The 24,621-nt window shown below is 65.6% G+C and carries 21 protein-coding genes; 13 read left to right on the top strand and 8 right to left on the bottom strand.

Features of this window, described 5'->3' with window-relative positions:
- Positions 1-8 precede the first annotated feature (8 nt).
- From N3C64_RS06300 to N3C64_RS06290, 3 genes are read left to right on the top strand one after another with little or no spacing between them, the layout of a single operon-like run.
- Positions 9-479: a DUF2271 domain-containing protein gene (locus tag N3C64_RS06300; RefSeq protein WP_260012949.1), complete on the top strand. Its 471-nt coding sequence runs from the start codon at positions 9-11 to the stop codon at positions 477-479.
- A gap of 12 nt (positions 480-491) precedes the next feature.
- A complete protein-coding gene (locus tag N3C64_RS06295) occupies positions 492-2,693 on the top strand; it encodes a PepSY domain-containing protein (protein ID WP_260012947.1) in 2,202 nt (733 codons plus the stop codon).
- Positions 2,674-3,627 (top strand): FAD:protein FMN transferase, encoded by a 954-nt coding sequence (locus N3C64_RS06290; RefSeq protein ID WP_260012945.1) that lies wholly within the window; start codon positions 2,674-2,676, stop codon positions 3,625-3,627. The genes N3C64_RS06295 and N3C64_RS06290 overlap by 20 nt, the downstream gene beginning before the upstream one ends.
- Here the strand turns inward: N3C64_RS06290 and N3C64_RS06285 are convergent.
- Positions 3,624-5,033, bottom strand: coding sequence for a glycosyltransferase family 39 protein (locus N3C64_RS06285; protein WP_260012943.1), 1,410 nt, complete (start codon positions 5,031-5,033; stop codon positions 3,624-3,626). The genes N3C64_RS06290 and N3C64_RS06285 overlap by 4 nt on opposite strands.
- Before the next feature lie 169 nt (positions 5,034-5,202).
- On the opposite strand from N3C64_RS06285, the gene N3C64_RS06280 reads away from it, so the two are divergent.
- The 5 genes from N3C64_RS06280 to N3C64_RS06260 all read left to right on the top strand — a co-directional run bounded on the left by N3C64_RS06280 (position 5,203) and on the right by N3C64_RS06260 (position 11,423).
- Entirely contained in the window at positions 5,203-6,990 is a 1,788-nt protein-coding gene (locus N3C64_RS06280) for an ABC transporter transmembrane domain-containing protein (protein WP_260012941.1), read from the top strand.
- 135 nt (positions 6,991-7,125) lie between these two features.
- The gene (gene lysM / locus N3C64_RS06275) at positions 7,126-7,569 is read left to right on the top strand and encodes a peptidoglycan-binding protein LysM (RefSeq protein WP_260012929.1); all 444 of its coding nucleotides are present in this window, start codon (positions 7,126-7,128) and stop codon (positions 7,567-7,569) included.
- A gap of 188 nt (positions 7,570-7,757) precedes the next feature.
- Positions 7,758-9,647, top strand: coding sequence for an acyl-CoA synthetase (locus N3C64_RS06270; protein ID WP_260012911.1), 1,890 nt, complete (start codon positions 7,758-7,760; stop codon positions 9,645-9,647).
- A 93-nt stretch (positions 9,648-9,740) separates the two neighbouring features.
- The gene (locus N3C64_RS06265; RefSeq protein ID WP_260012910.1) at positions 9,741-10,274 is read left to right on the top strand and encodes a PhnA domain-containing protein; all 534 of its coding nucleotides are present in this window, start codon (positions 9,741-9,743) and stop codon (positions 10,272-10,274) included.
- Between the two features lie 126 nt (positions 10,275-10,400).
- Complete coding sequence (locus N3C64_RS06260; RefSeq protein WP_260012908.1) at positions 10,401-11,423, top strand: class I SAM-dependent DNA methyltransferase; 1,023 nt, start codon at positions 10,401-10,403, stop codon at positions 11,421-11,423.
- Here N3C64_RS06260 and cutA read toward each other — a convergent pair.
- Positions 11,404-11,718, bottom strand: a complete 315-nt coding sequence (gene cutA, locus N3C64_RS06255) for a divalent-cation tolerance protein CutA (protein WP_260012906.1) — start codon at positions 11,716-11,718, stop codon at positions 11,404-11,406. The genes N3C64_RS06260 and cutA overlap by 20 nt on opposite strands.
- Positions 11,719-11,772: 54 nt before the next feature.
- Complete coding sequence (gene ettA, locus N3C64_RS06250; protein WP_218628924.1) at positions 11,773-13,428, bottom strand: energy-dependent translational throttle protein EttA; 1,656 nt, start codon at positions 13,426-13,428, stop codon at positions 11,773-11,775.
- Positions 13,429-13,802: 374 nt separating this feature from the next.
- On the opposite strand from ettA, the gene N3C64_RS06245 reads away from it, so the two are divergent.
- The gene (locus N3C64_RS06245) at positions 13,803-14,153 is read left to right on the top strand and encodes a hypothetical protein (protein WP_260012897.1); all 351 of its coding nucleotides are present in this window, start codon (positions 13,803-13,805) and stop codon (positions 14,151-14,153) included.
- Between the two features lie 63 nt (positions 14,154-14,216).
- On the opposite strand, the gene N3C64_RS06240 is transcribed toward N3C64_RS06245, so the two are convergent.
- The gene (locus N3C64_RS06240; RefSeq protein ID WP_218628922.1) at positions 14,217-14,423 is read right to left on the bottom strand and encodes a cold-shock protein; all 207 of its coding nucleotides are present in this window, start codon (positions 14,421-14,423) and stop codon (positions 14,217-14,219) included.
- A gap of 203 nt (positions 14,424-14,626) precedes the next feature.
- Here N3C64_RS06240 and N3C64_RS06235 point away from each other — a divergent pair, with 203 nt between their 5' ends.
- The gene (locus tag N3C64_RS06235; protein ID WP_260012895.1) at positions 14,627-15,388 is read left to right on the top strand and encodes an ion transporter; all 762 of its coding nucleotides are present in this window, start codon (positions 14,627-14,629) and stop codon (positions 15,386-15,388) included.
- A gap of 9 nt (positions 15,389-15,397) precedes the next feature.
- Here the strand turns inward: N3C64_RS06235 and rimO are convergent, their stop codons facing one another.
- Both rimO and N3C64_RS06225 read right to left on the bottom strand, forming a co-directional pair.
- Positions 15,398-16,795, bottom strand: coding sequence for a 30S ribosomal protein S12 methylthiotransferase RimO (rimO, locus tag N3C64_RS06230; RefSeq protein ID WP_260012892.1), 1,398 nt, complete (start codon positions 16,793-16,795; stop codon positions 15,398-15,400).
- Positions 16,796-16,896: 101 nt separating this feature from the next.
- On the bottom strand, positions 16,897-17,514 hold the full coding sequence (locus tag N3C64_RS06225; RefSeq protein ID WP_260012890.1) for a GcrA family cell cycle regulator: 618 nt from the start codon (positions 17,512-17,514) through the stop codon (positions 16,897-16,899).
- A 350-nt stretch (positions 17,515-17,864) separates the two neighbouring features.
- Between N3C64_RS06225 and N3C64_RS06220 the strand changes: the two genes are divergently transcribed.
- The gene (locus tag N3C64_RS06220) at positions 17,865-19,046 is read left to right on the top strand and encodes an aspartate aminotransferase family protein (protein WP_260012887.1); all 1,182 of its coding nucleotides are present in this window, start codon (positions 17,865-17,867) and stop codon (positions 19,044-19,046) included.
- 40 nt (positions 19,047-19,086) lie between these two features.
- Entirely contained in the window at positions 19,087-20,013 is a 927-nt protein-coding gene (gene argF / locus N3C64_RS06215; protein WP_260012879.1) for an ornithine carbamoyltransferase, read from the top strand.
- A gap of 284 nt (positions 20,014-20,297) precedes the next feature.
- Here the strand turns inward: argF and hrpB are convergent, their stop codons facing one another.
- Both hrpB and N3C64_RS06205 read right to left on the bottom strand, forming a co-directional pair.
- On the bottom strand, positions 20,298-22,733 hold the full coding sequence (hrpB, locus tag N3C64_RS06210) for an ATP-dependent helicase HrpB (protein WP_260012877.1): 2,436 nt from the start codon (positions 22,731-22,733) through the stop codon (positions 20,298-20,300).
- A 7-nt stretch (positions 22,734-22,740) separates the two neighbouring features.
- On the bottom strand, positions 22,741-23,487 hold the full coding sequence (locus tag N3C64_RS06205) for a DUF3108 domain-containing protein (protein ID WP_260012875.1): 747 nt from the start codon (positions 23,485-23,487) through the stop codon (positions 22,741-22,743).
- 132 nt (positions 23,488-23,619) lie between these two features.
- Between N3C64_RS06205 and meaB the strand changes: the two genes are divergently transcribed.
- Complete coding sequence (gene meaB / locus N3C64_RS06200) at positions 23,620-24,603, top strand: methylmalonyl Co-A mutase-associated GTPase MeaB (protein WP_260012874.1); 984 nt, start codon at positions 23,620-23,622, stop codon at positions 24,601-24,603.
- Positions 24,604-24,621: the final 18 nt, after the last annotated feature.

Here is a 24,621-nt window from a genome sequence, read left to right as displayed (position 1 = left end):
TGCCTGCCATGAAACCCGTATTCGCCGCACTGGCGCTGACCACGGCGCTGACGCTTCCTGCCCTGGCTCTCGCGCGCCCGGTCACGCTCACCACGCAGATGAACAACTATGGCGGGGACGGGGCCTATCTTGCGCTTTACGTCACCGATCCCGGCGGGGCCTATGTCGGCAGCCTCTGGATGGCTGGCGGCAAGTCCAAATACTACAAGCACCTGTCGGACTGGTATCGCGCCACGGGGGGCGATCTTGCCCAGATCAACGGCATTACCGGCGCCAGCGTGGGCGCCGGGCGCCAGCTTGAGATCACGCTTGATCTGGCCGATGCGCTGTTCGATGCGGGCTACACGCTGCATCTCGACGCCTCGGTCGAGGATATGCGCGACAGCCCCAATGAGGTCGCCGTGCCGCTGACCTCGGCAGGGGCAGGGCAGCCCGTCGCGGGGCGGCGCTACATCGCCAACTTCACCTACGAGATGTAAAGAGGGGGTGCGATGATCCGCGCGCTGCATCGCTGGCCGGGGCTACTGGCCGCGGTTGTCCTGCTGGTGCTTGGCCTCAGCGGGGCAGCCCTGTCGGTCTTCCCGGCGGCCGAACGGCTGAGCGCGCCGCAAGCCGAGGCCGGGCAAAGCGTGGCCGATCTGGTCGGGAAGATTGCCGGGGCCTACCCGACGGTCGAGCAGATCCGCCGCGCGCCCTCGGGCAAGATCACCGCCTACTGGTTTGAGGGCGGCACGCCCATGGCGGCGGTGATCGAACCGGCAACGGGGCAGGGCGTGGCCAGCGCGGACCCGAACGCGGTGGAGCGCTGGCTGACGAACCTGCACCGCTCGCTCTTTCTGGATGACGCGGGGCGTTTGGTGATGGCGGCGGGGGCCGGAGCGATGCTGATCTTGTCGCTCAGCGGGGCCTGGCTGATTGCCCGGCGCGCGGGCGGCTGGCGGCGCTGGTTCGCGCCGATGCGCGGAGCCGGGCCTGCGCGCTGGCACGCCGAGATGGCGCGCGTGGCCTCGGTCGGGCTTTTGCTCTCGGCTGGCACGGCGCTGTGGATGACCGCCTCGACCTTCGATCTTTTGCCTGACGGCGAGGCGCAGCCGGGCTTTCCCGCCTCGGTCAGCGGGGGCAGCGGTGTTGCTCTGACCGATATCGACATGATCGGCAAGCTTGCGGTGACCGATCTGCGCAGCTTCACCTATCCCTATCCGAGCGATGCAAGCGATGTGTTCACGCTGAAGACCAAGAGCGGCTCGGGGTATCTCGATCAGGGAACGGGCGCGCTGCTGGCATGGGCCGATGCGACGCCGTGGCAGCGCCTGTCTGAAACCATATACATGCTGCATACCGGGCAGGGGGCCTCGGTTCTGGGGCTGGCTCTCGGTCTGATCGCGCTGACGATTCCGGGGCTGGCGGGCACTGGCCTTGCCGTCTGGCTGGCCGGGCGCGGGGCGCGGGGCTTTCGCAGCGCCCCGGCCGCGCAGGCCGAGACCATCGTTCTTGTCGGCAGTGAGGGCGGCTCGACCCGCGGCTTTGCCGAAACGCTGGCCCGCGCGCTCGGGGCGGCAGGCCAGCCGGTGCATGTCGCGCCCATGTCGGCCTTTGCGCCGAAAAGCTACGGCCGGGCGAAGCGCATCCTGGTGCTGGCCGCGACCTATGGCGACGGGGTGGCGCCTGCCTCGGCCAAGGGGTTTCTGGATCGCCTTGCCGCGCTGCCCGCCGCGCCAAAGGCGCCGCTCGCGGTGCTTGGGTTTGGAGATCGCAGCTTTTCGGCCTATTGCGCCTATGCCGCCGAGGTCGCCGCGGCTGCCGAGGCCAAAGGTTGGCAGGAACTGCTGCCGCTTGCGACGGTCGATCGCCAGTCGCCGCAGGACTTTCATCGTTGGGGCGTTGCGCTTGGTCAGATCCTCGGGATCGATCTGGTCCTGTCCCATGCACCCCGGTCGCCGCGCACGACGCAATTGGAGTTGATCGAGCGGCGTGACTATGGCGCCGAGGTTCAGGCCCCGACCGCGATCCTGCGCTTCGCGCTTCCTCGCGCGTCGCTGTGGCAGCGCCTGACGGGGCAGGGCTTTGGCCGCTTTGTTGCGGGCGATCTGATCGGTGTGGTGCCCGAGGGCGCCTCGGTCCCGCGTTTCTACTCGCTGGCTTCTGCTACGCGCGATGGATTTGTCGAGATCGTGGTGCGCAAGCAGCCGGGCGGGCTTTGCTCGGGGCAGTTGATGGCCTTGCAGCCGGGCGATCGGGTGCGTGCCTTCCTGCGCCGCAATCCGGGCTTCCATGCCGGGCGTGATCGGGTGCCGCTGATCCTGATCGGGGCAGGCACGGGGATCGGGCCGCTGGCGGGTTTTGTGCGGGCAAACGCGCGCCGCCGCCCGATGCACCTGTTCTTCGGGATGCGCCATGCGGCAAGCGATTTTCTCTATGGCGAGGATCTCGCGCGCTGGCAGGACGAGGGGCGTCTGGCGCGCCTGATCACCGCCGCCTCGCGCGGGGCGCGGCCGCATTACGTGCAGGATGCCCTGCGCGCTGACGCGGCCGAGTTGACGCGGCTGATCCAGTCCGGGGCGCGGATCATGGTTTGCGGCGGGCGCGAGATGGCCGCAGGTGTGTCGGCCGCCTTGGGCGAAATCCTTGCCCCCGCCGGATTGTCGCCGGTGCTGCTGAAAGCTGAGGGGCGCTATGTCGAAGACACCTACTGAGCCGCAGCGCATCGCGCTCAATGGCCCGACGATGGGCACCCGCTGGTCGGCGCTGTTCTATGCGCCCCCGGGCTATGACCCGGGGGCGCTGGCCATCGCATTGCAGGATGCAGTGGCAGAGATCGACGATCAGATGTCCACATGGAAGCCCGACAGCGCGCTGATGCGCTTCAACACGGCGCCTGTGGGCGACTGGGTGGTGCTGCCCGCCCATCTGCTGCGCGTGCTGGAGCTTGGGCTGCGGATCGGTCGCGCCTCGGGCGGGGCTTTCGACATCGGCATGGGCGATGCGGTGCGGGCCTGGGGTTTCGGCCCTGAGGCTGCGAGTGCCGAGGCCATTCGCTCAGCACTGACCCGCGCGCGGCCGCCTGCGCATGAGGTGCTTGATCTCGCCCCCGAGCGTGGCGAGGTCCGCAAACGCGCGCCGCTGTCGCTGGACCTGAACGGGATCGCCAAGGGCTACGGTGTGGATCGTCTGGCCGAGGTGATGCTGGACCACGGGATCACGGCGGCGCTTGTTGGTATCGACGGAGAGATGCGCGCTCTTGGTCTGCGCCCCGATGGCGCACCCTGGTCGGTCGCGGTCGAGGCGCCCGATCCCGCGCGCCGCGCGCCGCATTCGATCCTGGCGCTTGAGGATGCAGCCGTCGCCACCTCGGGCGACTATCGCCATTGGGTCGAACTGGGCAGCCAGCGCCTGTCACACACGATGCAGCCGCGCCGCGGCGCGCCCGTGCAGGGCGGGCCAGCCTCGGTCAGCGTGGTCGCGCGCAGTTGCGCCGAGGCCGATGCCTGGGCCACCGCGCTGATGGTTCTTGGCCCCGAGGAGGGCGCAAGGGTAGCCCGGCGCGAGGGGTTGGATGCACTGTTTCTGCTGCGCGACCCCGACACGGAAGTTCGTGTCGGCCCGCTCTTTGGCGCGGTTGACACCTAGGGCCCAAGGATCGTCACGAACCCGGTCTCGCAGCGCACCGATTGCGGCGGGAAGGTTGCCCGGAAGGGGGTGCCGCTGGCCTCCAGATGTACAAATAGCGCGTTGTCGCAGGGGGCGGCTTTGGCATTGGTCGCCGTGATCCGCAGGAAGACCACGATATCTCCGGCGTGCAGCGCAGGGATGGCTTGCGGGTCGAGAACCCTCGGCTGAGCGGTCGGCGGGAAATAGAAGTTGATCCGCTCGGAGCCGAAGATGGTGGCCTGGGCGCGCAATGGCCACGCAAACAGCCGTCCGTGAACGGGATCGAGGGCCGCGAGCGCGCCTTTTGTCGCCCCCCGGATATTCTCGAGCGGTTCGAACTTGCGGCCAATCTTGCTGTAGATGCGCTCTTGCGTGGCCAAGAAAATCAGAACGAGCAGGACGATCCGCGCCCAGTTTCGCGGCACACGCGGCAATATCGCGTCGAGCGCTACTGCTAGCAGGAAGGATCCGGGCGGCAAGAGCACGATGAAGTTCCGCTCGGTTGTGACCGGCGTATGAAAGTTCAGCAGTGCAGTGCCGATTGCCATTGCGGCGAACAGGATCGCGGCATCCTGCGCCGCGCGGCGCTCGAGTGTCGGGATGGAACTGCGCAGCCATGCCGCGGCGAAGATCAAGATCAACCCCGCCGACCCCAAAGGTATGCCGGCCTGGATCGCGTCTTGCAGGGCGTCGAGCGGCGTGCTGTCGATCCAGAACTTCCCGCCGACCTGCTCGCCGACGCCGCCAAGCGTCAGCATGGCGACCGGCCAGATCATCAACACACCCGCGACGCTCGCCAGCAGGATGCGCTTGGGCCAGCCTGTGTCGCGCTCAAGGCCGATCCAGAGCAGGTAGAGCATCGCCTGCAAGGTGCCGAAGAAATGCGTGCAGCCAAGCGTCAGCAGCGCCGCGATCAGCCAGCGCCGCTCACCCAGTGTGAACAGCACGAACGAGAGCGCCGACGCGAACAGCAGCATCGCGTAGCTGCGCGCTTCCTGCGCGTAATAGGTTGTGAGCCAGCTGGAGAGAAACAGGAACAGCGTCAGCAGGACAACGCGTTGCGGCATCTTGCGGCGCAGGCTTGCCAGCGCAGCCAGGGCCCCCGCGACAAACAGCGCCGAGAACAGTCGCGCCGACAGTTCGGAGGTGCCAAACAGCTTGACCCAGAGCGCAAGAAGCCACTGATAGAGCGGCGGGTGCACATCGCGCAGATAACCCTGCATTGCCTCTCCCTGCGGAAGGGCGGCGGCGGCCACGCTGAATACCTCGTCATTCCAGAACGAATAGCCCAGCCAAAGCCCGTAGAGTGTGTATGCGGAGAAACTCGCCAGCGCGAGGCCAAGCAGCAGCTTCAGGATACGATCGAACGAAAGTGAGGCCGGCATCATTGTGGTTCCGAATTTTCCCGCGTTGTTGGCTGCTTTCTTCCGGCAATACAGGGCCCTTGGCGGCTCTGCGGCGTTTTGTTCACGGCGTGCGCGGATCCGACGCGACGATTCCGCCCTTGCCCCACACTGGGTCTACCCCTAAACCCGAGCGGACAGGGGAGACAGCATGGCACGCAGACCGCAAGCGCCGCTCGAAGATCGGCCCACCACAAAACGCATCGGCGCACTCAAGGGCCTCAGCCCGTTTGTGACGCCTTACAAGTGGATGGCGCTGGCCGCGCTGGCCGCGCTGATGCTGACCGCCTCGATCAGCCTGGTTCTGCCGCTTGCCGTGCGCCGCGTGGTGGATGGCTTCCAGCAAGGGGCCGAACTGCTCGACCAGTATTTCGGTGCGGCGCTGCTGATCACCGCGCTGCTCGCGCTTGGCACCGGCGCGCGCTACTACCTTGTTACCCGCTTTGGCGAGCGGGTCGTGGCCGATATCCGCAAGGCAGTCTTCGACCGCGTTCTGGGCATGAGCCCGGCCTTCTTCGAGCGCATCCTGACGGGCGAGATCATCTCGCGCATCACCACAGATACGACGCTGATCCTGTCGGTCATCGGCTCGTCGGTCTCGGTCGCGCTGCGCAACTTCCTGATCCTGATCGGCGGCATGGTGATGCTGCTGGTCACCTCGGCCAAGCTGACCGGCCTTGTGCTGCTGATCGTGCCCGCCGTGGTCATCCCGATCGTGGTGCTCGGCCGTCGCTTGCGCGCGCTTTCGCGCGAAAACCAGGACTGGATCGCCAGTTCCTCGGGCGCGGCCTCCGAGGCGCTTTTGTCGGCGCAGACCGTGCAGGCATTCACCCATGAGGCGCAGACCCGCGCGCATTTCGCCGATGTCACCGAGAAAAGCTTTGTCTCGGCGCAGCGTCGCATCACCACCCGCGCGATCATGACGGTGATCGTGATTTTCCTCGTGTTTGCGGGCGTGGTTGGCGTGCTCTGGGTCGGTGCGCGCGACGTGCGTCTGGATTACATGTCGGTGGGCGAGCTGGTGCAGTTCGTCATTTACGCCGTGATGGTCGCCGGTTCGGTCGGCGCGCTGTCGGAAATCTGGGGCGAGTTGCAGCGCGCCGCCGGTGCGACCGAGCGTCTGGTCGAGTTGATCGGGGCCGAAGACAGCGTCAAAGACCCCGAACATCCGGTGCCGCTGCCGATGCCCGCGCGCGGTGCTATCGACTTAGAGAATGTCACCTTCCACTACCCCTCACGCCCCGAGACCTCGGCGCTTGAGGAGGTCACGCTGTCGATCAAGCCCGGCGAGACGGTCGCGCTTGTCGGCCCTTCGGGGGCGGGCAAGACCACCGTGATCCAGCTGATTCAGCGTTTCTGGGATCCCGAGAACGGGCAAGTGAAGATCGACGGCTACGATCTGCGCGATCTTGCGCGGCATGATTTCCGCCACGCCGTGGCCCTTGTGCCGCAAGATCCGGTGATCTTCGCCGCCTCGGCGCGCGAGAATATTCGCTTCGGCCGCCCCAACGCCACGGATCACGAGGTCGAGGAAGCCGCGCGCGCGGCCCATGCCTATGACTTCCTGACGGCGCTTCCCGACGGGTTCGACACCTATGTGGGCGAGCGCGGCGTGATGCTGTCGGGTGGGCAGAAGCAGCGTATCGCCATCGCCCGCGCGATCCTGCGTGACGCGCCGATCCTGCTGCTGGACGAGGCGACCTCGGCGCTGGATTCGGCCTCGGAGCGCGAGGTGCAGGCTGCGGTCGAGCGTGTCTCGGTCGGGCGCACAACGGTCATTGTGGCGCACCGTCTCGCGACGGTGAAAAAGGCCGACCGGATCGTGGTGTTCGAAGACGGCCGCATCGTCGCGCAGGGCACCCATGACGAGTTGGTCGCCGAAGGCGGTCTGTATGCCGAACTGGCGCGGCTGCAATTCACCGACGGCGCGGCGGTCTGATCGCGCTATCCGCTCGCATCAAGGGGGCCGTGTGTGCGGTAATTCCCCTTTGTCGCGTCATCTGATCGTTGCACGGTCACCTCAGGTTGAAGGCAGCGCCCCCGGGGGCCTGCCAGCCAATATGAGGAGAGTGCTATGGGTCTGTGGAATTTTGTGAAAGACGCGGGCAAGTCTCTGTTCGGCTCGGAGGCCGAGGCCGCCGAGGCGCCGAAAGAAGATGTGCTGCGGGCGGAGCTGAAAGATCTGGGGCTCGATGCGACCGGTGTCGATCTGAAGGTCGAGGGTGACAAGGTCGTGGTTTCGGGCAAGGCGATCGACGCCGAGACCAAGGAAAAGATCATTCTCGCCGTGGGCAATGTCGATGGTGTGGCTGCGGTCGAAACCGAAGAGGATGCCGATACCCTGGATGCCGTTTTCCACACCGTCGTCAAAGGCGATACGCTTTCGGCGATTGCCAAGAAAACTCTGGGCAGCGCGAACCGCTACATGGAGATTTTCGAGGCGAACAAGCCGATGCTGACCCATCCCGACAAGATCTATCCGGGCCAGGTCCTGCGTATTCCGGGCGGCAATGCCTGATTGCTTGTGACCTGAGTGTGCGGGGACGGCAGCGGCTGTCTCCGCCCTTCGCGCCATATTGTTTCCCCGCGTCACTTTCGCCATGACGTGACGTTGCCCACTGACCTGCATACTTGCTGCCGAGGGCGCTCCTGTCGCATTCTGACAGGAAGGGCCCGCGAGGAACGGGCTTAGGGAGGAAGACCGAGATGGCGAATTTTGCGTCCATTGCCGACCGCGACGCGGTCGAGAACGAGATGCCATGGGAAGGCCGCGATCGCGCCCAGACCATGTACCAGTTCCTGACCCGCGCACGCGATGCCTATGGCAGCCGCCCGGCGCTGACCTTCCAGATCTTTTCGGGGCCGAAGGACAAGGCGCTGACGCTGAGCTGGTCCGAGCTGCATGGCCGCGTGACGCAAGCCGCGAACCTCTTGCGTCATCTTGGTGTGGGCGAGGGTGACACGGTCGCTTACGTCCTGCCGAACTGCCTTGAAACTGCGGTGACCCTGCTGGGGGGCTCGGTCGCGGGGATCGTGAATCCGATCAATCCGCTGCTCGAATCCGAGCAGATCTCGGCCATCCTGCGCGAGACCAAGGCCAAGGTTCTGGTCACGCTCAAGCCCTTCCCGAAAAGCGATATCGCCCAGAAGGCGGCCGAGGCGGTCAAGTTCGCGCCGAACGTCAAGACCGTGCTCGAGATCGACCTGAACCGCTACCTGACTCCACCCAAGTCGCTGATCGTGCCTTTCGTGCGCCCCAAGGTCACGACGAAGCACCATGCCGATGTCTATTGCTTCAATCGCGAATGCGCCAAGATGCCGGGCGACAGGCTGACCTTCGCCGACAGCGCCGGTGACCGGGTAGCCGCCTATTTCCACACCGGCGGCACCACGGGGATGCCCAAGGTGGCGCAGCACAAATACTCGGGCATGATCTACAATGGCTGGCTGGGCGGGACGCTGCTGTTCACCAAGGAAGACGTGCTGATCTGTCCGCTGCCGCTGTTCCACGTCTTCGCGGCCTATCCGGTGCTGATGTCCGCGATTGCCTCGGGGGCGCATGTGGTGATGCCGACGCCTGCGGGCTATCGCGGCGAGGGCGTGTTCGACAATTTCTGGAAGCTGGTCGAGCGTTGGAAGGTCACCTTCCTGATCACGGTGCCCACGGCCATCTCTGCGCTGATGCAGCGCCCGGTGAATGCCGATATTTCCTCGCTCAAGACGGCGATCTCGGGTTCCGCCCCACTGCCGCTGGAGCTTTACAACCGCTTCAAGGCCGCGACGGGCGTCGAGATCGCGGAAGGCTACGGTCTGACCGAGGCCACCTGCCTTGTCTCGGTCAACCCGGTCGATGGCCATAAGAAGGTCGGCTCGGTCGGTATTCCGCTGCCCTATTGCCACGTCCGCATCCTGCGCAAGACGACCGAGGGCTTTGATGAATGCGGCGTCGATGAGGTGGGTGAGATCTGCGTGGCCAACCCCGGCGTCTTCGAGGGCTCGACCTATACCGAGGCTGACAAGAACCACGACCTGTTTGCCGAGGACCGCTTCCTGCGTACGGGCGACCTGGGGCGGCTTGATGCGGATGGCTATCTGTGGATTACCGGACGCGCCAAGGATTTGATCATTCGCGGGGGCCACAATATCGACCCCGCCGAGATCGAAGAGGCGCTGCTGTCGCATCCGGCCGTGGCCTTCGCCGGGGCGATCGGGCAGCCCGACAGCTTCGCGGGCGAGCTGCCCTGCGTCTATCTCGAACTGGTGGCCGGTGCCTCGGTCACCGATGAGGAACTGACCGCCCACGCGAAAAAGCACATCCATGAGCGCGCCGCGATCCCCAAGCATATCGAGGTGATGGATGAGTTGCCGAAGACCGCCGTGGGCAAGATCTTCAAGCCCGACCTGCGCAAGCGCGCGATCTCGCGCGTGCTTGATGCCGCGCTGGCCGAGGCAGGCATCGCCGCACATGTCGTCGCTGTGGTCGAAGACAAGAAACGTGGCCTAGTGGCCGGGATCGCCACCACCGGCACGATCGACGAGGACAAGCTCAAGCAAAAACTGGGCGAATTCACCGTGCCCTGGGAATGGGCGAAGTAAGCTGATCGGACGGGGCGCCTGCGGGCGCCCTTTCTTTTCGCGTTGCCTCGCCCCGGCACGGCTCCTATTGGAGGGCAGCAGCAGGAGGTTCCCATGGCGCTGATTGACGATCTGATGGCCCGCTCGGGAGCGGTGTGCGAGTTCTGCGGCGCTGCCGAAGATCTGGCGGCGGAGCCTCTGGCGGGCACCGAAGAGCACGTTCTGCTTTGCGCGATCTGCCGCTCGGAGGACGCGCCCGAGGCGCATTGGCGCTGCCTTGAGGGTGCCGCCTGGTCGGCCGAGCCCACCGTGCAGGCAGCCGTCTGGCGCAAGCTTGGGCAGGTCGACGCCGCCTGGGCCGCCGAGGCGCGCGAGGGCATGGCGCTTGAGGGAGACGCGCTTGCGTGGGCGCAGGCCGGGCAGGTGCTGCCCGGCGTCGAGCATCGCGACAGCAATGGCGCGCTGCTGGCCAGTGGCGATACCGTCACGCTGATCAAGGATCTGCCGGTCAAGGGCGCGGGCTTTACCGCCAAGCGCGGCACTGCGGTGCGTGGCATCAGCCTTGTGGCCGACAACCCTGCCCATATCGAGGGTCGCGTCGAGGGCCAGCGTATCGTCATCCTGACCGAGTTCGTCAAGAAACGCTGAGCCCCCTTGACGAATGCGCCGCGCCGCTGCATCTGCGGCGCGTCTCGCCCTTTCGGTGCCTTCATGCGTCAGCCCCTGTCGTAACCCCTGCCTGAGTCTCCGGTTCCCTCCAGATTCAGGTGTTTCATGACCCCCTTGCAGTTTTCTTCCGGCGATCTGATCGCCGACCGTCGCGCGGATTATGCCGAGGGGCTTCTGGCCTCGGGCGAGGCTGCGGCCGCCGCCGATCTCTACCTTCAGGCGCTTGAGGTCGCGCCGGGTTGGGTGGCGGGCTGGTATCGCCTGGGTGAGATCCGCACCGAGAATGGTTTGCCCGCTGCGGGTGAGGCCTTTGCCGAGGCGCTGCGCCTCGACCCTGCTGACCAATTGGGAGCGGCGCTGCGACTTGATCTTTTACGCGGTCAGCCGCTGGTCGAGACCATGCCCTCGGCCTTTGTCGAGACGCTGTTCGATCAATATGCCGATCACTTCGACCATGCGCTGGTCGAGACGCTGAACTACCGCGCGCCGCAATTGCTGCGGGCGGGGCTGGAAGGCGAGTTCGCGCGGGTGCTTGATCTGGGCTGCGGCACGGGTCTGATGGGGGCAGAGCTGCGCGCCTCGGCCAGGCATCTGGAGGGCTGGGATATCTCGGCCGAGATGCTGCGCGAGGCCGAGGCCAAGGGGGTTTACGATCGCCTTGAGAAGGCGGATCTGAGCGTGCTTGCGCCGGTTGTGGACGCCTATGATCTGATCACGGCTGCCGATGTCTTTGCCTATCTGGGCGCGCTGGAGCAGATCGTCGGCTGGGTTGCGCTAGCGCTGGCGCCGGGTGGGCGCTTTGCCTTTACCGTTGAGGCCTACGAGGGTGAAGGCTTCGTTCTGCGCGAGAGCCGCCGTTACGCGCATTCCGAGGACTATGTGTGTGACTTGCTGGCCCGGGCAGGGTTCGAGGCCCGTATCGGCCGCGCGGTGCTGCGGATGGATCGTGGCGCGCCAATCGAGGGGCTGATCGTACAGGCCGTGCGTGCGGCCCAAGGTGTGCGGCGCCAGTCGGATGGCGAGGACTTGGCCTTCGCGAGAGGCGGAGGGGCGCTGCCCCTCTGGGCCTGCGGCCCATTCACCCCGGGATATTTAGGCAAAGCCGAAATCAGCGCGTTTGGGCGTTGACCCAATCGGCATAGGCTTGGTTGACGGTGATTTCGTCGAGCGCGATCAGCGGGCAGTCGTAGGGGTGCAGCTGTTCGATCTTGGCCATGACATCGGGCGCCAGATCGCTGCGGGTCTTGAGCCAGAGTTGAACCTCGGGCGTTTCCTCGCGCGTGCCTTGCCAAGAGTAGAGCGAGGTTAACTGCGCGCCGATATTGGCGCAGGCGATCAGGCGCGCGTCAATGAGCGCCGTGGCGAGGGAGTGCGCTGCGTCCGTGGTGGGCAGGTAGGTTAGCAGGCGGGCGATGGTGGGCATGGCGAGCCTTTGCAAGGGGAAGAAAAAAAGGCCCCCGGAGCGGGGGCCTTTGTCTTAGCGCGTGAACTTCTTGTACTTGACCCGCTTGGGCTCGACCGCGTCGGGGCCGAGGCGGCGGATCTTGTCGTTCTCGTAATCCTCGAAGTTGCCCTCGAAGAATTCCACATGGGCCTCGCCTTCGAAGGCGAGGATGTGGGTGCAGAGGCGGTCGAGGAAGAAGCGGTCGTGCGAGATGATGACCGCGCAGCCGGCGAAGTCTTCGATCGCCGCTTCCAGCGCTTGCAGGGTTTCTACGTCGAGGTCGTTGGTAGGTTCGTCGAGCAGGAGCACGTTGCCGCCCGATTTCAGCAGTTTCGCCATGTGGACGCGGTTGCGTTCACCGCCCGACAGCAGGCCCACCTTCTTCTGCTGATCCGCGCCCTTGAAGTTGAACGCGCCGACATAGCTGCGGCTGGCGACGGAGGCATCGCCCAACTGGATCAGTTCGGCCCCGCCCGAGATCTCTTCCCAGACGTTCTTGTCCGGGTGGAGCGCGTCGCGCGACTGGTCGACATAGGCAAGCTTGACGGTATCGCCGACGGTGATCGTGCCTTCGTCGGGCTGCTCGGCGCCGACGATCATCTTGATCAGGGTCGATTTACCGGCGCCGTTCGGGCCGATGATGCCCAGGATGCCGCCCGGCGGCAGGCTGAACGAGAGGTTCTCGATCAGCAGCTTGTCGCCCATGTGCTTCTTCAGGTTCTCGACCTCGATCACCTTGCCGCCAAGGCGCGGGCCGTTCGGGATGATGATCTGCGCCTTGCCCACGCGATCCTTGACGCCCTCGTCGGCCATCTTCTCGTAAGCCGCGATACGGGCCTTGGATTTCGCCTGACGGGCCTTGGCACCGGCGCGGATCCACTCGAGTTCCTTCTCCATGACCTTCTGCTTGGCCTTGTCCTCGCGCGCTTCCTGCTCAAGCCGTTTGGCTTTCTGTTCGAGCCAGGCGGAGTAGTTGCCCTCGTAGGGGATGCCGCGGCCGCGCTCGAGTTCGAGGATCCAGCTGGTGATGTCGTCAAGGAAGTAACGGTCGTGCGTAACGCACAGGATCGTACCCTTGTATTCGATCAGGTGCTTCTGCAGCCAGGCGATAGTTTCCGCGTCAAGGTGGTTGGTCGGTTCGTCGAGCAGCAGCATGTCGGGCGCTTCGAGCAGCAGCTTGCACAGCGCGACGCGGCGACGCTCACCGCCCGAGAGGGTCGAGACATCGGCGTCATCGGGCGGGCAGCGCAGCGCTTCGAGCGCGATATCGACCTGACTGTCGAGATCCCACAGGTTCTCGGCGTCGATCTCGTCTTGCAGGCGGGCCATTTCCTCGGCGGTCTCGTCCGAGTAGTTCATCGCCAGCTCGTTGTAACGCTCGAGCTTGGCGGTCTTCTCGGCCACGCCTTCCATGACGTTCTCGCGCACGGTCTTGGTCTCGTCGAGCTGCGGCTCCTGCGCGAGATAGCCGACCTTGGCGCCCTTGGCGGCCCAGGCCTCGCCCTGGAAATCCTTGTCCATGCCGGCCATGATTTTCAGCAGCGTCGATTTACCCGCGCCGTTGACGCCGACCACACCGATCTTCACGCCGGGCAGGAAGTTCAGTCGGATATTCTCAAAGCATTTCTTGCCACCCGGATAGGTCTTCGAGACGCCATCCATGTGGTAAACATATTGATACGAAGCCATAGGCGCACCTTTCGAGGGTATTTCGGGGTTTGCGCCTAGATAGGGGAAAGCGGCGCGTGAGGGAAGGGGCGCGAGTCGCAACCTGCGTTCACGAAAAGCGCGGGAACGATCACGGATGATCGCGGGGTTATGATCGGCATGGCGCGCGTCCGGGGGTGGCCGTGGCGGGCGTTCACACGAATGTGGGCAGCCAATTCAAACGGTTGCAGGGCATGTCTGGTGCAGGCCGATTTCAATAGGCAAATTTGCACAATGTCCGGATATTTCGTGTCATTCTCATACCTGACGCGCAGAACTAGGTTTGTCTTATCGCAGGGCGCAACCGGGATGGCACTATCCAAGGCCCTGAAACGATAGACAAAATGGAGAATGAAATGCGTAAATCTGCTCTTATCCTCGGTCTCGCTGCTGCCCTCTCGGCGGGTGCTGCTTCGGCGCAAGGCGTCAGCCCTGGCATCGCCCAGCTTGCGGCTCAGGCGGGCGTCGATGCGGCGCATTACTCGGCCGATGAGGTCATCGCCCTGTGGAATTCCAAACGCGACAACGATGCCGCTGCGCCCTATGCGGCTCCGGCCCATGGCGTTGCGTCCAACGTGACCCTTTCGAGCGGCGGTGCCGCGATCAGCGCCGGTCACGCCCAGTTGGCGGCCCAACTCGGCGTCGATCCGGCGGAATACTCGATCGGCCAGATCATCGCGCTGAAAGATGCCCGCGCAGATAATTGATTGCGGCAATGAAAAAGGCGGCCCTTCGGGGCCGCCTTCTATCGTCCGAAATCCGGATTGGCCTTAGGCCAGGGCGAGGTTCGTTGCCGACTCGCGGCCGTCACGGCCTTTTTCCAGATCGAAGGTCACAGCCTGACCGTCGTTGAGGCCGCGCAGGCCTGCGCGCTCAACCGCCGAGATGTGAACGAAGATGTCCTTGCCGCCGTTTTCCGGGGCGATAAAGCCGAAGCCTTTGGTGCTGTTGAACCATTTCACGGTGCCGTTGGCCATCGTGTGTCTCCTTTTGATATGCTGCCCGCACAATTGCGGCAGCCCGGCTCAGTCACGTCAAAATCGCGAACTGAGGCCCGAAAGGAGCAGATCGTCGAAAGATAGCGTCTCGCCCAGACTAGATGCGCCTTTTGCCCCTAAATTGCAAGAGCGGCGTTTGACGAAAGCGGAAATGACGGTAGAACGGGCCAAAAGGCCCGCACATGCTTGAGACATTTCGCGCCCTCTACGAAGGTGAGACGAAACGCGCGCAACGCTTTCGCTACCTGATTCTATGTTTCGATCTGACGACGATTACTTTCGTGATCATCTCGTCCTTCCTGCCCCGCTCGCTGGCGATCGAGGTGACCGATGCGCTGATCGGTCTTGTGATCGTGGCGGATTTTCTGGCGCGGCTCCTGATCGCGGACAGTAAGGTGAATTTCTGGACACGGCCCGCGACGCTGGCGGATCTGGTGGCGATGGTGTCGTTTCTTGCGCCCATCGCCGGCGAGAGCTTCGGCTTCCTGCGCGTCTTGCGAACCCTGCGGCTGCTGCACGCTTATCAGATGCTGGTCCGGCTACGCGTCGAATTTAGGTTCTTCCGTCGGCACGAGGATGTCATTCTCGCCGCGATCAACCTGTGCGTTTTCCTCTTCATCATGACCGGGCTGATCTATGCGACGCAGTTCGGGCGCAATGAGGATATCCGCAACTACGCCGATGCGCTCTACTTCACCGTCACGACGCTGACGACAACCGGGTTTGGCGATATCACCTTGCCCGGAACGACCGGACGATTGCTGTCGGTCGGGATCATGATCTTCGGCGTCACGCTGTTCCTGCGGCTGGCCCAGGTGCTCTTCCGGCCCAGGAAGGTGCGCTATGAGTGCAAGCACTGCGGGCTGAGCCTGCATGACGCCGACGCCATCCATTGCAAGCACTGCGGCGCCACCGTGCATATCGACACCGAAGGTCTGGTCTGAGGGCGGCGATCAGGTCAGCGGACGACCCCAAAGGTCGTATTCGCTGGCTTCCTCTACCTCGACCGTCAGCATGTCGCCCGGCGCGAGAACCTCGAACCCCGCGTCGATGAACAGGTTGCCGTCGATCTCGGGCGCATCGGCGCGGGTGCGGCAGGTCGCGCCCTGCTCGTCGATCTCGTCCACGATCACCTGTTGCAGCGTGCCGACCTTGGCCTCCAGCTTCGCCTCGGAAATCGCCTGCGCCTTCTCCATGAAGCGCTCCCACCGCTCCTGCTTCAGCGCATCCGGCACATGATCGGGCAGGTCGTTCGAGCGCGCCCCGGCGACATTCTCATACTGGAAGCACCCGACACGATCGAGCTGCGCCTCGTCCATCCAGTCGAGCAGGTATTGGAACTCTTCCTCGGTCTCGCCGGGATAGCCCACGATGAAGGTCGAGCGCAGCACGATCTCGGGGCAGGCCGCGCGCCAGGCGGCGATCTCGTCGAGCGTCCGTGCCGAGGCCGCGGGCCGCGCCATGCGCTTGAGCGTCTCGGGATGTGCGTGCTGGAAGGGAATATCGAGGTAGGGCAGGATCAGCCCGTCCGCCATCAGCGGGATCAGATCGCGCACATGGGGGTAGGGATAGACGTAATGCAGGCGCAGCCAGGCGTCGGCCTCCTTGGCCATCTTGCCCATCTCGCGCGTCAGATCGGTGATATGCGCGCGCACCTCGCCACCCTTCCAGGGGCTCAGGTCGTGCTTGCGGTCCACCCCATAGGCCGAGGTGTCCTGCGAGATCACCAGCAATTCGCGCACCCCGGCATCAAGCAGCTTCTCCGCCTCGCGCAGCACGGCATGGGCGGGGCGGCTGACCAGACGCCCGCGCATGTCGGGGATGATGCAGAACTTGCAGTGGTGATTGCAGCCCTCGGAGATCTTCAGATAGCTGTAATGGCGCGGGGTCAGCTTGACACCCGTCGGCGGCAGCAGATCGACGAACGGATCGGGCGAGGGCGGCACCGCCCCATGCACCGCATCCAGCACCTGCTCGAACTGCTGCGGGCCGGTCACGGCCAGAACCTTGGGATGCACGCCGGTGATGAACTCGGGTTCGGCACCGAGGCAGCCGGTCACGATGACCTTGCCGTTCTCCTTCAGCGCCTCGCCAATGGCCTCAAGGCTTTCCGCCTTGGCACTATCCAGAAACCCGCAGGTATTCACGATCACCGCCTCGGCCCCGGTATAATCGGGGCTGATCGCATAGCCCTCGGCCCGCAACCGCGTCAGGATCCGTTCGCTGTCCACCAGCGCCTTCGGACAGCCAAGCGAGACCATCCCGATCGTCGGCTGACCCGGGCGCGGCGCCTCGTCAAAGCGCGCCTTCGGCGCCAGATCGGGGCGCAGGTTCGGGGGGTTCTGGCTCATCATGCCCTCTCAACGGCAAAGGCGAGCCCGACGACCCGCCCTTTCTTCTTGGTTCAAATACCTCGGGGGTCCGGGGGCAGCGCCCCCGGCTTAGCCCGGGTTCAGCGGCGACGGTCGCGGCGAGCGCTCATCGGCTGGAAGGCGACGCCCACATGGGCCTCGCAATAGGGTTTTCCGGGCTGCGAGGGCAGGCCGCAGAAATAGAAGTTATCGGTTGCCGGGTCGCCGATCGGCCATTTGCAGGTACGCTCGGTCAACTCCATCAGGCTGATCTTGCGGGCGCGCTTCTCGACCTCGCCCACCTTGGCCAGAGCCTCGGGGCTGATCTCATTGGCCGAGGGCTGCGGCGGCAGCGGCTGCCCCGCAGGAATGATCGCCTTGCGCATCACCGGTGTGGGCGCGGCGGGGGCGGGCGCGGGTTCCGGGCGCGCGGCGGGCGCGGGCTTCGGGGTGGGCGCGGGCTCGGGGCGGTTTGCGGCGGGCGCGGCGGCCGCGACCGGTTCGGGCCGCTCCACCGGAGCGGGCTTGGCAGCGGCGGGCGCGGCGGGCGCCGGCGCAGGATCGCTCCCACCGGCGCGGTTCGACAGGCCCAGACGATGCACCTTGCCGATCACGGCGTTGCGGGTCACCCCGCCCAGCTCCTTGGCGATCTGGCTGGCCGACTGGCCCTCCGACCACATCTTTTTCAGGAGTTCGACGCGTTCATCGGTCCAGGACATGACCACCCTTTCGCATTCTGACCCGGTCCGTTGACCGGGTTCCGGCTTGGCTTGCCTCATATTAGTGAGGACGCGATGAGATACAAGCGCCGCCCCCGGAATTCAAGCCCGCGCCACGCCTGCATCAAAGGAATCCTTTGACAGGTGCCATCGCGCGCGCTACCGAACGCCCATGATCACACGGACCGCCCATTTCGCCCGTCCCCGACGCCGCCGCACCCGCGCCTGACGTCCGATCTGCCGTGGTCTTTGGCCACATCCCCCCAAAACCCGTTAAATCCCCGGCCTTGACCGTTGACAGCCCTGCAGGCCTGTTGCACCCCTTGGCCTTCCCTTTCTGGAGACACGCGATGATTTCCTCCGTTCTGCCCACCTACAACCGCGCCCCTCTCGCCTTCGTCAAGGGCGAGGGCTCCTGGCTCGAAACGGCGGACGGTACCCGATATCTCGACATGGGGGCGGGCATCGCGGTGAACGTGTTGGGCCATGCAGCCCCCGAACTGGTCGCCGCCCTGACCGAGCAGGCCGGCAAGCTCTGGCATGTCTCCAACCTCTACCAGATCCCCGAGCAGCAGAAGCTTGCTGATCAGCTGGTCGAGAACAGCTTTGCCGATACCGTCTTCTTCACCAACTCGGGCACCGAGGCCTGCGAGCTGGCCGTCAAGATGGCGCGCAAATACTGGTATGACAAAGGCCAGCCCGAGCGGGTTGAAATCATCACCTTTGAGGGCGCCTTCCACGGCCGCTCCTCGGCGGCTATCGCCGCCGCCGGATCCGAGAAGATGGTCAAGGGCTTTGGCCCGCTGCTGCCCGGCTTCGTCCATGTGAAATGGGGCGACCACGAGGGCCTGCGCGCCGCCATCAACGAGCGCACCGCCGCCATACTGATCGAGCCGGTGCAGGGCGAGGGCGGCATCCGCCCGGTGCCCGATCAGTGCCTCAAGGGCCTGCGCGATCTGTGCGACACCACCGGCACGCTTTTGATCTTCGACGAGGTCCAGTGCGGCGTGGGCCGCACCGGTCGGCTCTTTGCCCATGAATGGGCGGGCGTGACGCCCGATATCATGATGGTCGCCAAGGGCATCGGCGGCGGCTTCCCGCTTGGCGCGGTGCTCGCCACCGAAGAGGCCGCGAGCGGCATGGTCGCAGGCACCCATGGCTCGACCTATGGCGGCAACCCGCTTGGCTGCGCTGTAGGCGGCAAGGTGATGGAGATCGTCACGGATCCGGCCTTCCTCGATGCGGTCAACGCCAGGGCAGGCTTCCTGCGCCAGAAACTCGAAGGCCTGATCGCGGCCCATCCCGACGTGTTCGAGGGTGTGCGCGGCCAGGGGCTGATGCTCGGGCTCAAGTGCAAGATTGCGCCCGCAGATGTGGTCAAGGCGGCCTATGCCGAGAAGCTGCTGACGGTGCCTGCTGCCGATAACGTGCTGCGCCTGCTGCCTGCGCTGAACATCTCCGAGGCGGATATGGCCGAGGCGGTCGCACGTCTCGATGCCGCCGCCAGCGCGCTTGAACCGACCAAGGCTTGATTGATCCGGCGGCGAGGGCCGCTGAGCGAAAGACAGACAGATGACCAGTTTTCTCGATATTCACACCACCAGCCCCGAAGACCTGCGCAAGATGATCGACAGCGCGCGCGCCATGAAGGATGCGCGCAACGGGCGCCCGAAAGGCGCGCTGGACCATGATCAGCCGCTGGCCGGTCACATGGTCGCGCTGATCTTCGAGAAACCCTCGACCCGGACACGCGTCAGCTTTGACGTGGGCGTGCGCCAGATGGGCGGGCAGACGATGGTGCTCTCGGGCAAGGAGATGCAGCTGGGTCACGGCGAGACCATCGCCGACACGGCGCGGGTGCTCTCGCGCTATGTCGATCTGATCATGATCCGCACCTTCGAAGAGGCAACCCTGCAGGAGATGGCCGAATACGCCAGCGTGCCGGTAATCAACGGGCTTACGAACCGCACCCACCCCTGTCAGATCATGGCGGATGTGATGACCTATGAGGAACATCGCGGCCCCATCGCGGGCAAGAAGGTCGTCTGGTCGGGGGATGGCAACAACGTCTGTGCCTCGTTCCTGCATGCGGCAGGTCAGTTCGGGTTCGATTTGACCTTCACCGGCCCGCCCACCCTTGACCCCGAGGCCGAGTGGTTGAACTTCGCCCGATCCAAAGGCGTCGATGCCCGGATCGAGCGCGACCCATTCAAGGCGGTCGAGGGAGCCGATCTGGTGGTCACCGATACCTGGGTGTCGATGCATGACCCGGAATCCGCGAAGGAGCGCCGCCACAACCAGCTGCGCCCCTATCAGGTCAACGAAGAGCTGATGGCGCGCGCCAAGCCCGATGCGCTCTTCATGCATTGCCTGCCCGCGCACCGTAATGACGAGGCGACCTCCGCCGTGATGGACGGTCCGCATTCGGTGATCTTCGACGAGGCCGAGAACCGCTTGCACGCACAAAAGGCGATCATGCGCTGGTGTCTGGGCAAGTGACAGGTGGCGGGGGCGCAGGGGGGCTGTCTGCCCCCCTCTTTGCTTTCAGCAAATTCACCCCCCGAGGATATTTGCGCCACATTGAAGCGGAAACGCTTTCTTAACCAGAATCAGTGAGATCTGAACCCACGGTACAGGCGGGGACGCCGATGACCGTCCACGTTGAAGGCCGCTCGACCTCTCCGCCCCCCGCGGTGGGGTCGGGTGTGCTCTGGTCAGCCCTTCAATGTGGCAAGAAATATCCCGGGGGTGAGCGGCGTAAGCCGCGAGGGGGCGGCGCCCCCTTACGTTCCGCGGGGCTTGGCGCGTGTGGTCGGGTCCGCTTCGCGCGGATTCTCGGGCCAGGGATGGCGCGGGTAACGGCCGCGCATTTCCTTGCGAACATCGGCGTAGGAGCCGTCCCAGAAGCCCGGAAGATCCATAGTCACCTGGATCGGTTTGTTGCCAGGGCTTAGCAGGGAAATCCGCAGCGGATGACGTTTCGGCCCGACAGAGGGATGCTCCGTCACGCCATACATCTCGGGCAACTTGACCTCGATCGCGGGCGCTGTACCGGAATAGTCGATCGGGACGCGGCGGCCGAGCGGGGTTTCGAAATGGCTCGGGACCAGCCGGTCCAGCAATTGCATCTGCCCCCAGTCGAGTTGTCCGCGCAGGGCTTCGGTCAGATCAAGGTTGCGCAGATCGGCCTCCGTCCGTTTGCCGCGCAGGTAGGGCAACAGCGCCTCGCCATTTAGCAGGGCGTCATCCGACAGGTCGGGCATCTCCTCGCCGTCCTGACGCAGGATATCGACGCGGGCGCGGAAGCGCGCGGCGGAAGGGGAGAGCGTGAGGCCGATCTCGCGTAGCCCGTCCAGCGCGCCGCGGGCGATGGCCTCGGGCGGCGCGTCTGGCCAGTGGCGATCATCAAGAAGCAGCGCGCCGAAGCGTTCTTGCTTGCGGGCCAGCACGCGGCCCTCGCGGCGCGACCAGGCGCAGATGTCTTGCCAGGCAATCTCGGGTGCGTGGAGACGGCGCAGCTCGGCCTCTGCCAGCGTGATGCCCTGCCGGATTCGGGCCTCGCGCGGGTCACCGTCCAGATCGGTCGCGACGATCAGGCGCGCGCGGCCAAGCGCGTCGGTCTCGGCCGCCACCGCACCCTTGCCGCCCGAGAGCACATAGCGCGGTGCCTCGCCCTTGCGGCGCAGACCGATCCGGTCGGGATAGGCTAGAGCGGCCATCTCGGCCAGGCTGTAGCTGACTGCGGGTTGCACCATACGCGCCAGCCGTTTCGCCTCGGATCGGATCCGCTCGACCGTGCCTCGATGCACCTGCCAGGGATGCTCTGCCTCGAATCGTCCGGGATTAGCGATGGCAGCGATGCGCAGGGCAAGATCGGCGGGCGCCCCTCGGATCGGGTCGCGCTCGGCCAGCAGCGCCGCTAGGGTCGCGGCCTCGGGGCCGGCGGTGACCAGCATATGCGCGAGACGCGGGTGCAACGGCAGCGCGGCCAGCGCCCGCCCATGCGTCGTGATCCGCCCGTCTTTCAGCGCACCAAGCCCTTCGAGCAGCGCGCGTGCCTCGGCCAGCGCGGGGGACGGGGGCGGCGTAAGGAAGGCAAGATCCGCGCCATCCGATCCCCAAAGCGCGAGTTCGAGCGCAAGGCCCGACAGATCGGCCACGGCAATCTCGGGCGGGGCGAAGGCGGGTAGGGCGCCTTCTTCGCCCTTGGTCCAGAGCCGGTAACAGATCCCTTCGGCGACGCGCCCGGCGCGGCCACGGCGCTGTTCGGCCTCGGCACGGCTGACACGCTCGGTCACCAGACGGGCCATGCCCGAGCTTGGGTCGAAGCGCAGGCGGCGGGCGCGTCCGGCATCGACGACGACGCGAATATCCTGAATGGTCAGCGAGGTTTCGGCGATAGAGGTGGCCAGCACGATCTTGCGCCCTGAACTCGCGGGGACGATGGCCGCGCGTTGGGCGGCGAAATCCATCGCGCCGAACAGCGGCCGCAGCGTGATCTCGGGGCGAAGACGACCCGACAGCAGCGCCTCGGTGCGGCGGATCTCGGCCTCGCCGGGCAGGAAGACCAGAATGCCGCCCTCGGTCTCGGCCGCGGCTTCTTCGACCAGCGCAGCCGTGGCGGCCTCGAGCCGCATGCCAGTCGCAAGTGGGCGACCAAGCCAGCGCGTCTCGACCGGGAAGGCGCGGCCTTCGGAGACGATCACAGGCGCGTTGTCGAGCAGCGCTGCGACGGGTTCGGCATCAAGGGTTGCCGACATCACCACGATGGCCAGATCGGGGCGCAGGGCGCTGCGCGCCTCCCATGTCAGGGCAAGGCCCAGATCGGCATTCAGGCTGCGTTCGTGGAACTCGTCGAAGATGATGCAGCCGATACCGGTCAGTTCCGGGTCGGATTGCAGCATCCGCGTCAGGATGCCCTCGGTCACCACCTCGATGCGGGTCGCGCGCGATGTGCGGGCTTCGCCACGAATGCGGTAGCCAACGGTCTGGCCGACCGGCTCGCCAAGCGTCTCGGCCATGCGTTCGGCAGCGGCGCGGGCGGCCAGGCGGCGGGGTTCGAGCATGACGATCCGGCCCGACACCTGATCGAGCAGCGCCAGCGGAACGCGGGTGGTCTTGCCCGCGCCGGGCGGCGCCATCAGCACGGCGCGACCGGCCTTGGCCAGTGCGTCTTTCAGCGCGGGAAGCGCCTCGTCTATGGGAAGTCGGTCCGTCACGACGTCCTTATCGCCGTTTCAGACGTCCTTTGCCATAGATCGTGTCGGTCGCGATCTCGATGACCTGAAGGCGCGCCCCATCGGGGGTGGGGGCGTAGGTCAGCGTGAAGGGGAAGCGGCTCTTCTCATCCATGTCCTTGGCCGAGAAGCCCTCAAGCCGGCGGTACTCGCCCGCGCAGATCACATTTGCGCCCTTGCTTTGGGCCGGTTCGAGCTTGACCTGGGTGCGCTTCGAGCCGTCGTAGAGCTTGACGTCGAGCTTGCAGGCATCGCCCCGGTCCACGTCGCGCAGCACGGCGTAAAGCGCGGTCAGCGGGTCGATCGTGCCGGTTTGCTTGGCCGGGTCCACGTCAAGGTCGCGCGGCGTGCGCGGCGGGTTGCGGCTGACCGAGACGGGGGTGCCCGCCTGGTAGACGATCACGTGGTCGACCTTCTTGTCGCCACGCTCCGAGGTCTGGTTGTAGCTGAGCGGGGTGAAGGCACCCGCCTTGAAATTGCCCGCCACCGAGGCGTCGTGGCGCAATTTTTTCAGCGCGCCCAGAAGCCCCGTGGTTTCCAGCGTGCCGTTCGCGCCGTAGGATGCGCCCTCGATCTTGCCGTTGATCGTCAGGCGGCCCGCCTTGAGGCCCTTCAGCTCGACATCGAATTGAATGCGATCCTTCTGGTCCGCCAAGAGCGGCGACGCGGCCATCAATGCCGCGCCGATCGCGATTGCGGCGGCGCCCAAACGACCCTTGAACGACGAAAGCATCATAGCTCCTCAGGAAATCCGGTGTTCGGTCTGGACATACACCGCCCCGAGGGGGCAAGAAACCGAAACCGCATCACGAATTCTGACGCTTTTGTCATCTCCTCTGTCCGAAGGCCTCCGATGAACGCCCATGCCATGACCGACCTCGCTGACAAAATCCTCGCCGGTGACCGCCGCTCGCTCGCTCGGGGGATCACGATGGTCGAGTCGGCGCGGGCCGATCATCGCGCTCAGGCGACGGCGCTTCTGGATCGGCTGGCGGGGGCGGGGCGGCAGGCGCTGCGCATCGGCCTGTCGGGCACGCCCGGCGTGGGCAAATCGACCTTCATCGAAAGCTTCGGGATGATGCTGACGGCGCAGGGTCTGCGGGTTGCCGTGCTGGCGGTCGATCCGTCCTCGGCGCGCTCGGGGGGCTCGATCCTGGGCGACAAGACCCGGATGGAGCGGCTCTCGCGCGATCCCAACGCCTTCATCCGCCCGTCGCCCAGTCAGGCTCATCTGGGGGGCGTTGCACGCCGCACCCGCGAGGCCGTGGCCCTGTGCGAGGCCGCGAGCTTCGACGTCGTGCTGATCGAGACGGTGGGCGTCGGTCAGTCCGAGACGCTGGTGGCCGAGATGACCGACCTTTTCATCCTGCTGATGGCGCCCGCGGGCGGGGATGAGTTGCAGGGCGTCAAGCGCGGCATCATGGAAATGGCCGACATGATCCTTGTCAACAAGGCTGACGGCGATCTCAAGCCCGCCGCGATGCGCACCGTGGCCGATTATGCGGGCGCGCTGCGCCTGCTGCGCAAGCGCGCGCAAGACCCCGAGGGCTTTCCCAAGGCGCTGCCCGTCTCGGCGCTGGAAGAGCAGGGCCTGATCAAGGCCTGGGACGAAATGAAGATGCTGGCCGACTGGCGGCGCGAACACGGCCATTTCACCTCGCGCCGCGCGGCGCAGGCGCGTCACTGGTTCGAAACCGAGGTGCGCGAGGGGCTTCTGGCGCGGCTGCACAATGACCCCGCTATTCGCGGACGGATGGGCGATCTGGGGGCGGCCGTTGCTGCGGGCGAGGTGGCTCCGGCTGCCGCCGCGACCGAGATGCTGCGGCTTCTGGGGGCAGCCGGCCCGGAGTAAGCGATCAACACCTTTGAA

The organism is Sedimentimonas flavescens (genome assembly GCF_025154035.1).
GTDB classification, from domain to species: Bacteria; Pseudomonadota; Alphaproteobacteria; order Rhodobacterales; family Rhodobacteraceae; genus Rhodobacter; species Rhodobacter flavescens.
The sequence above is the reverse complement of the archived record's forward strand: the minus strand, read 5'-3'. Positions and strand labels throughout refer to the sequence as shown.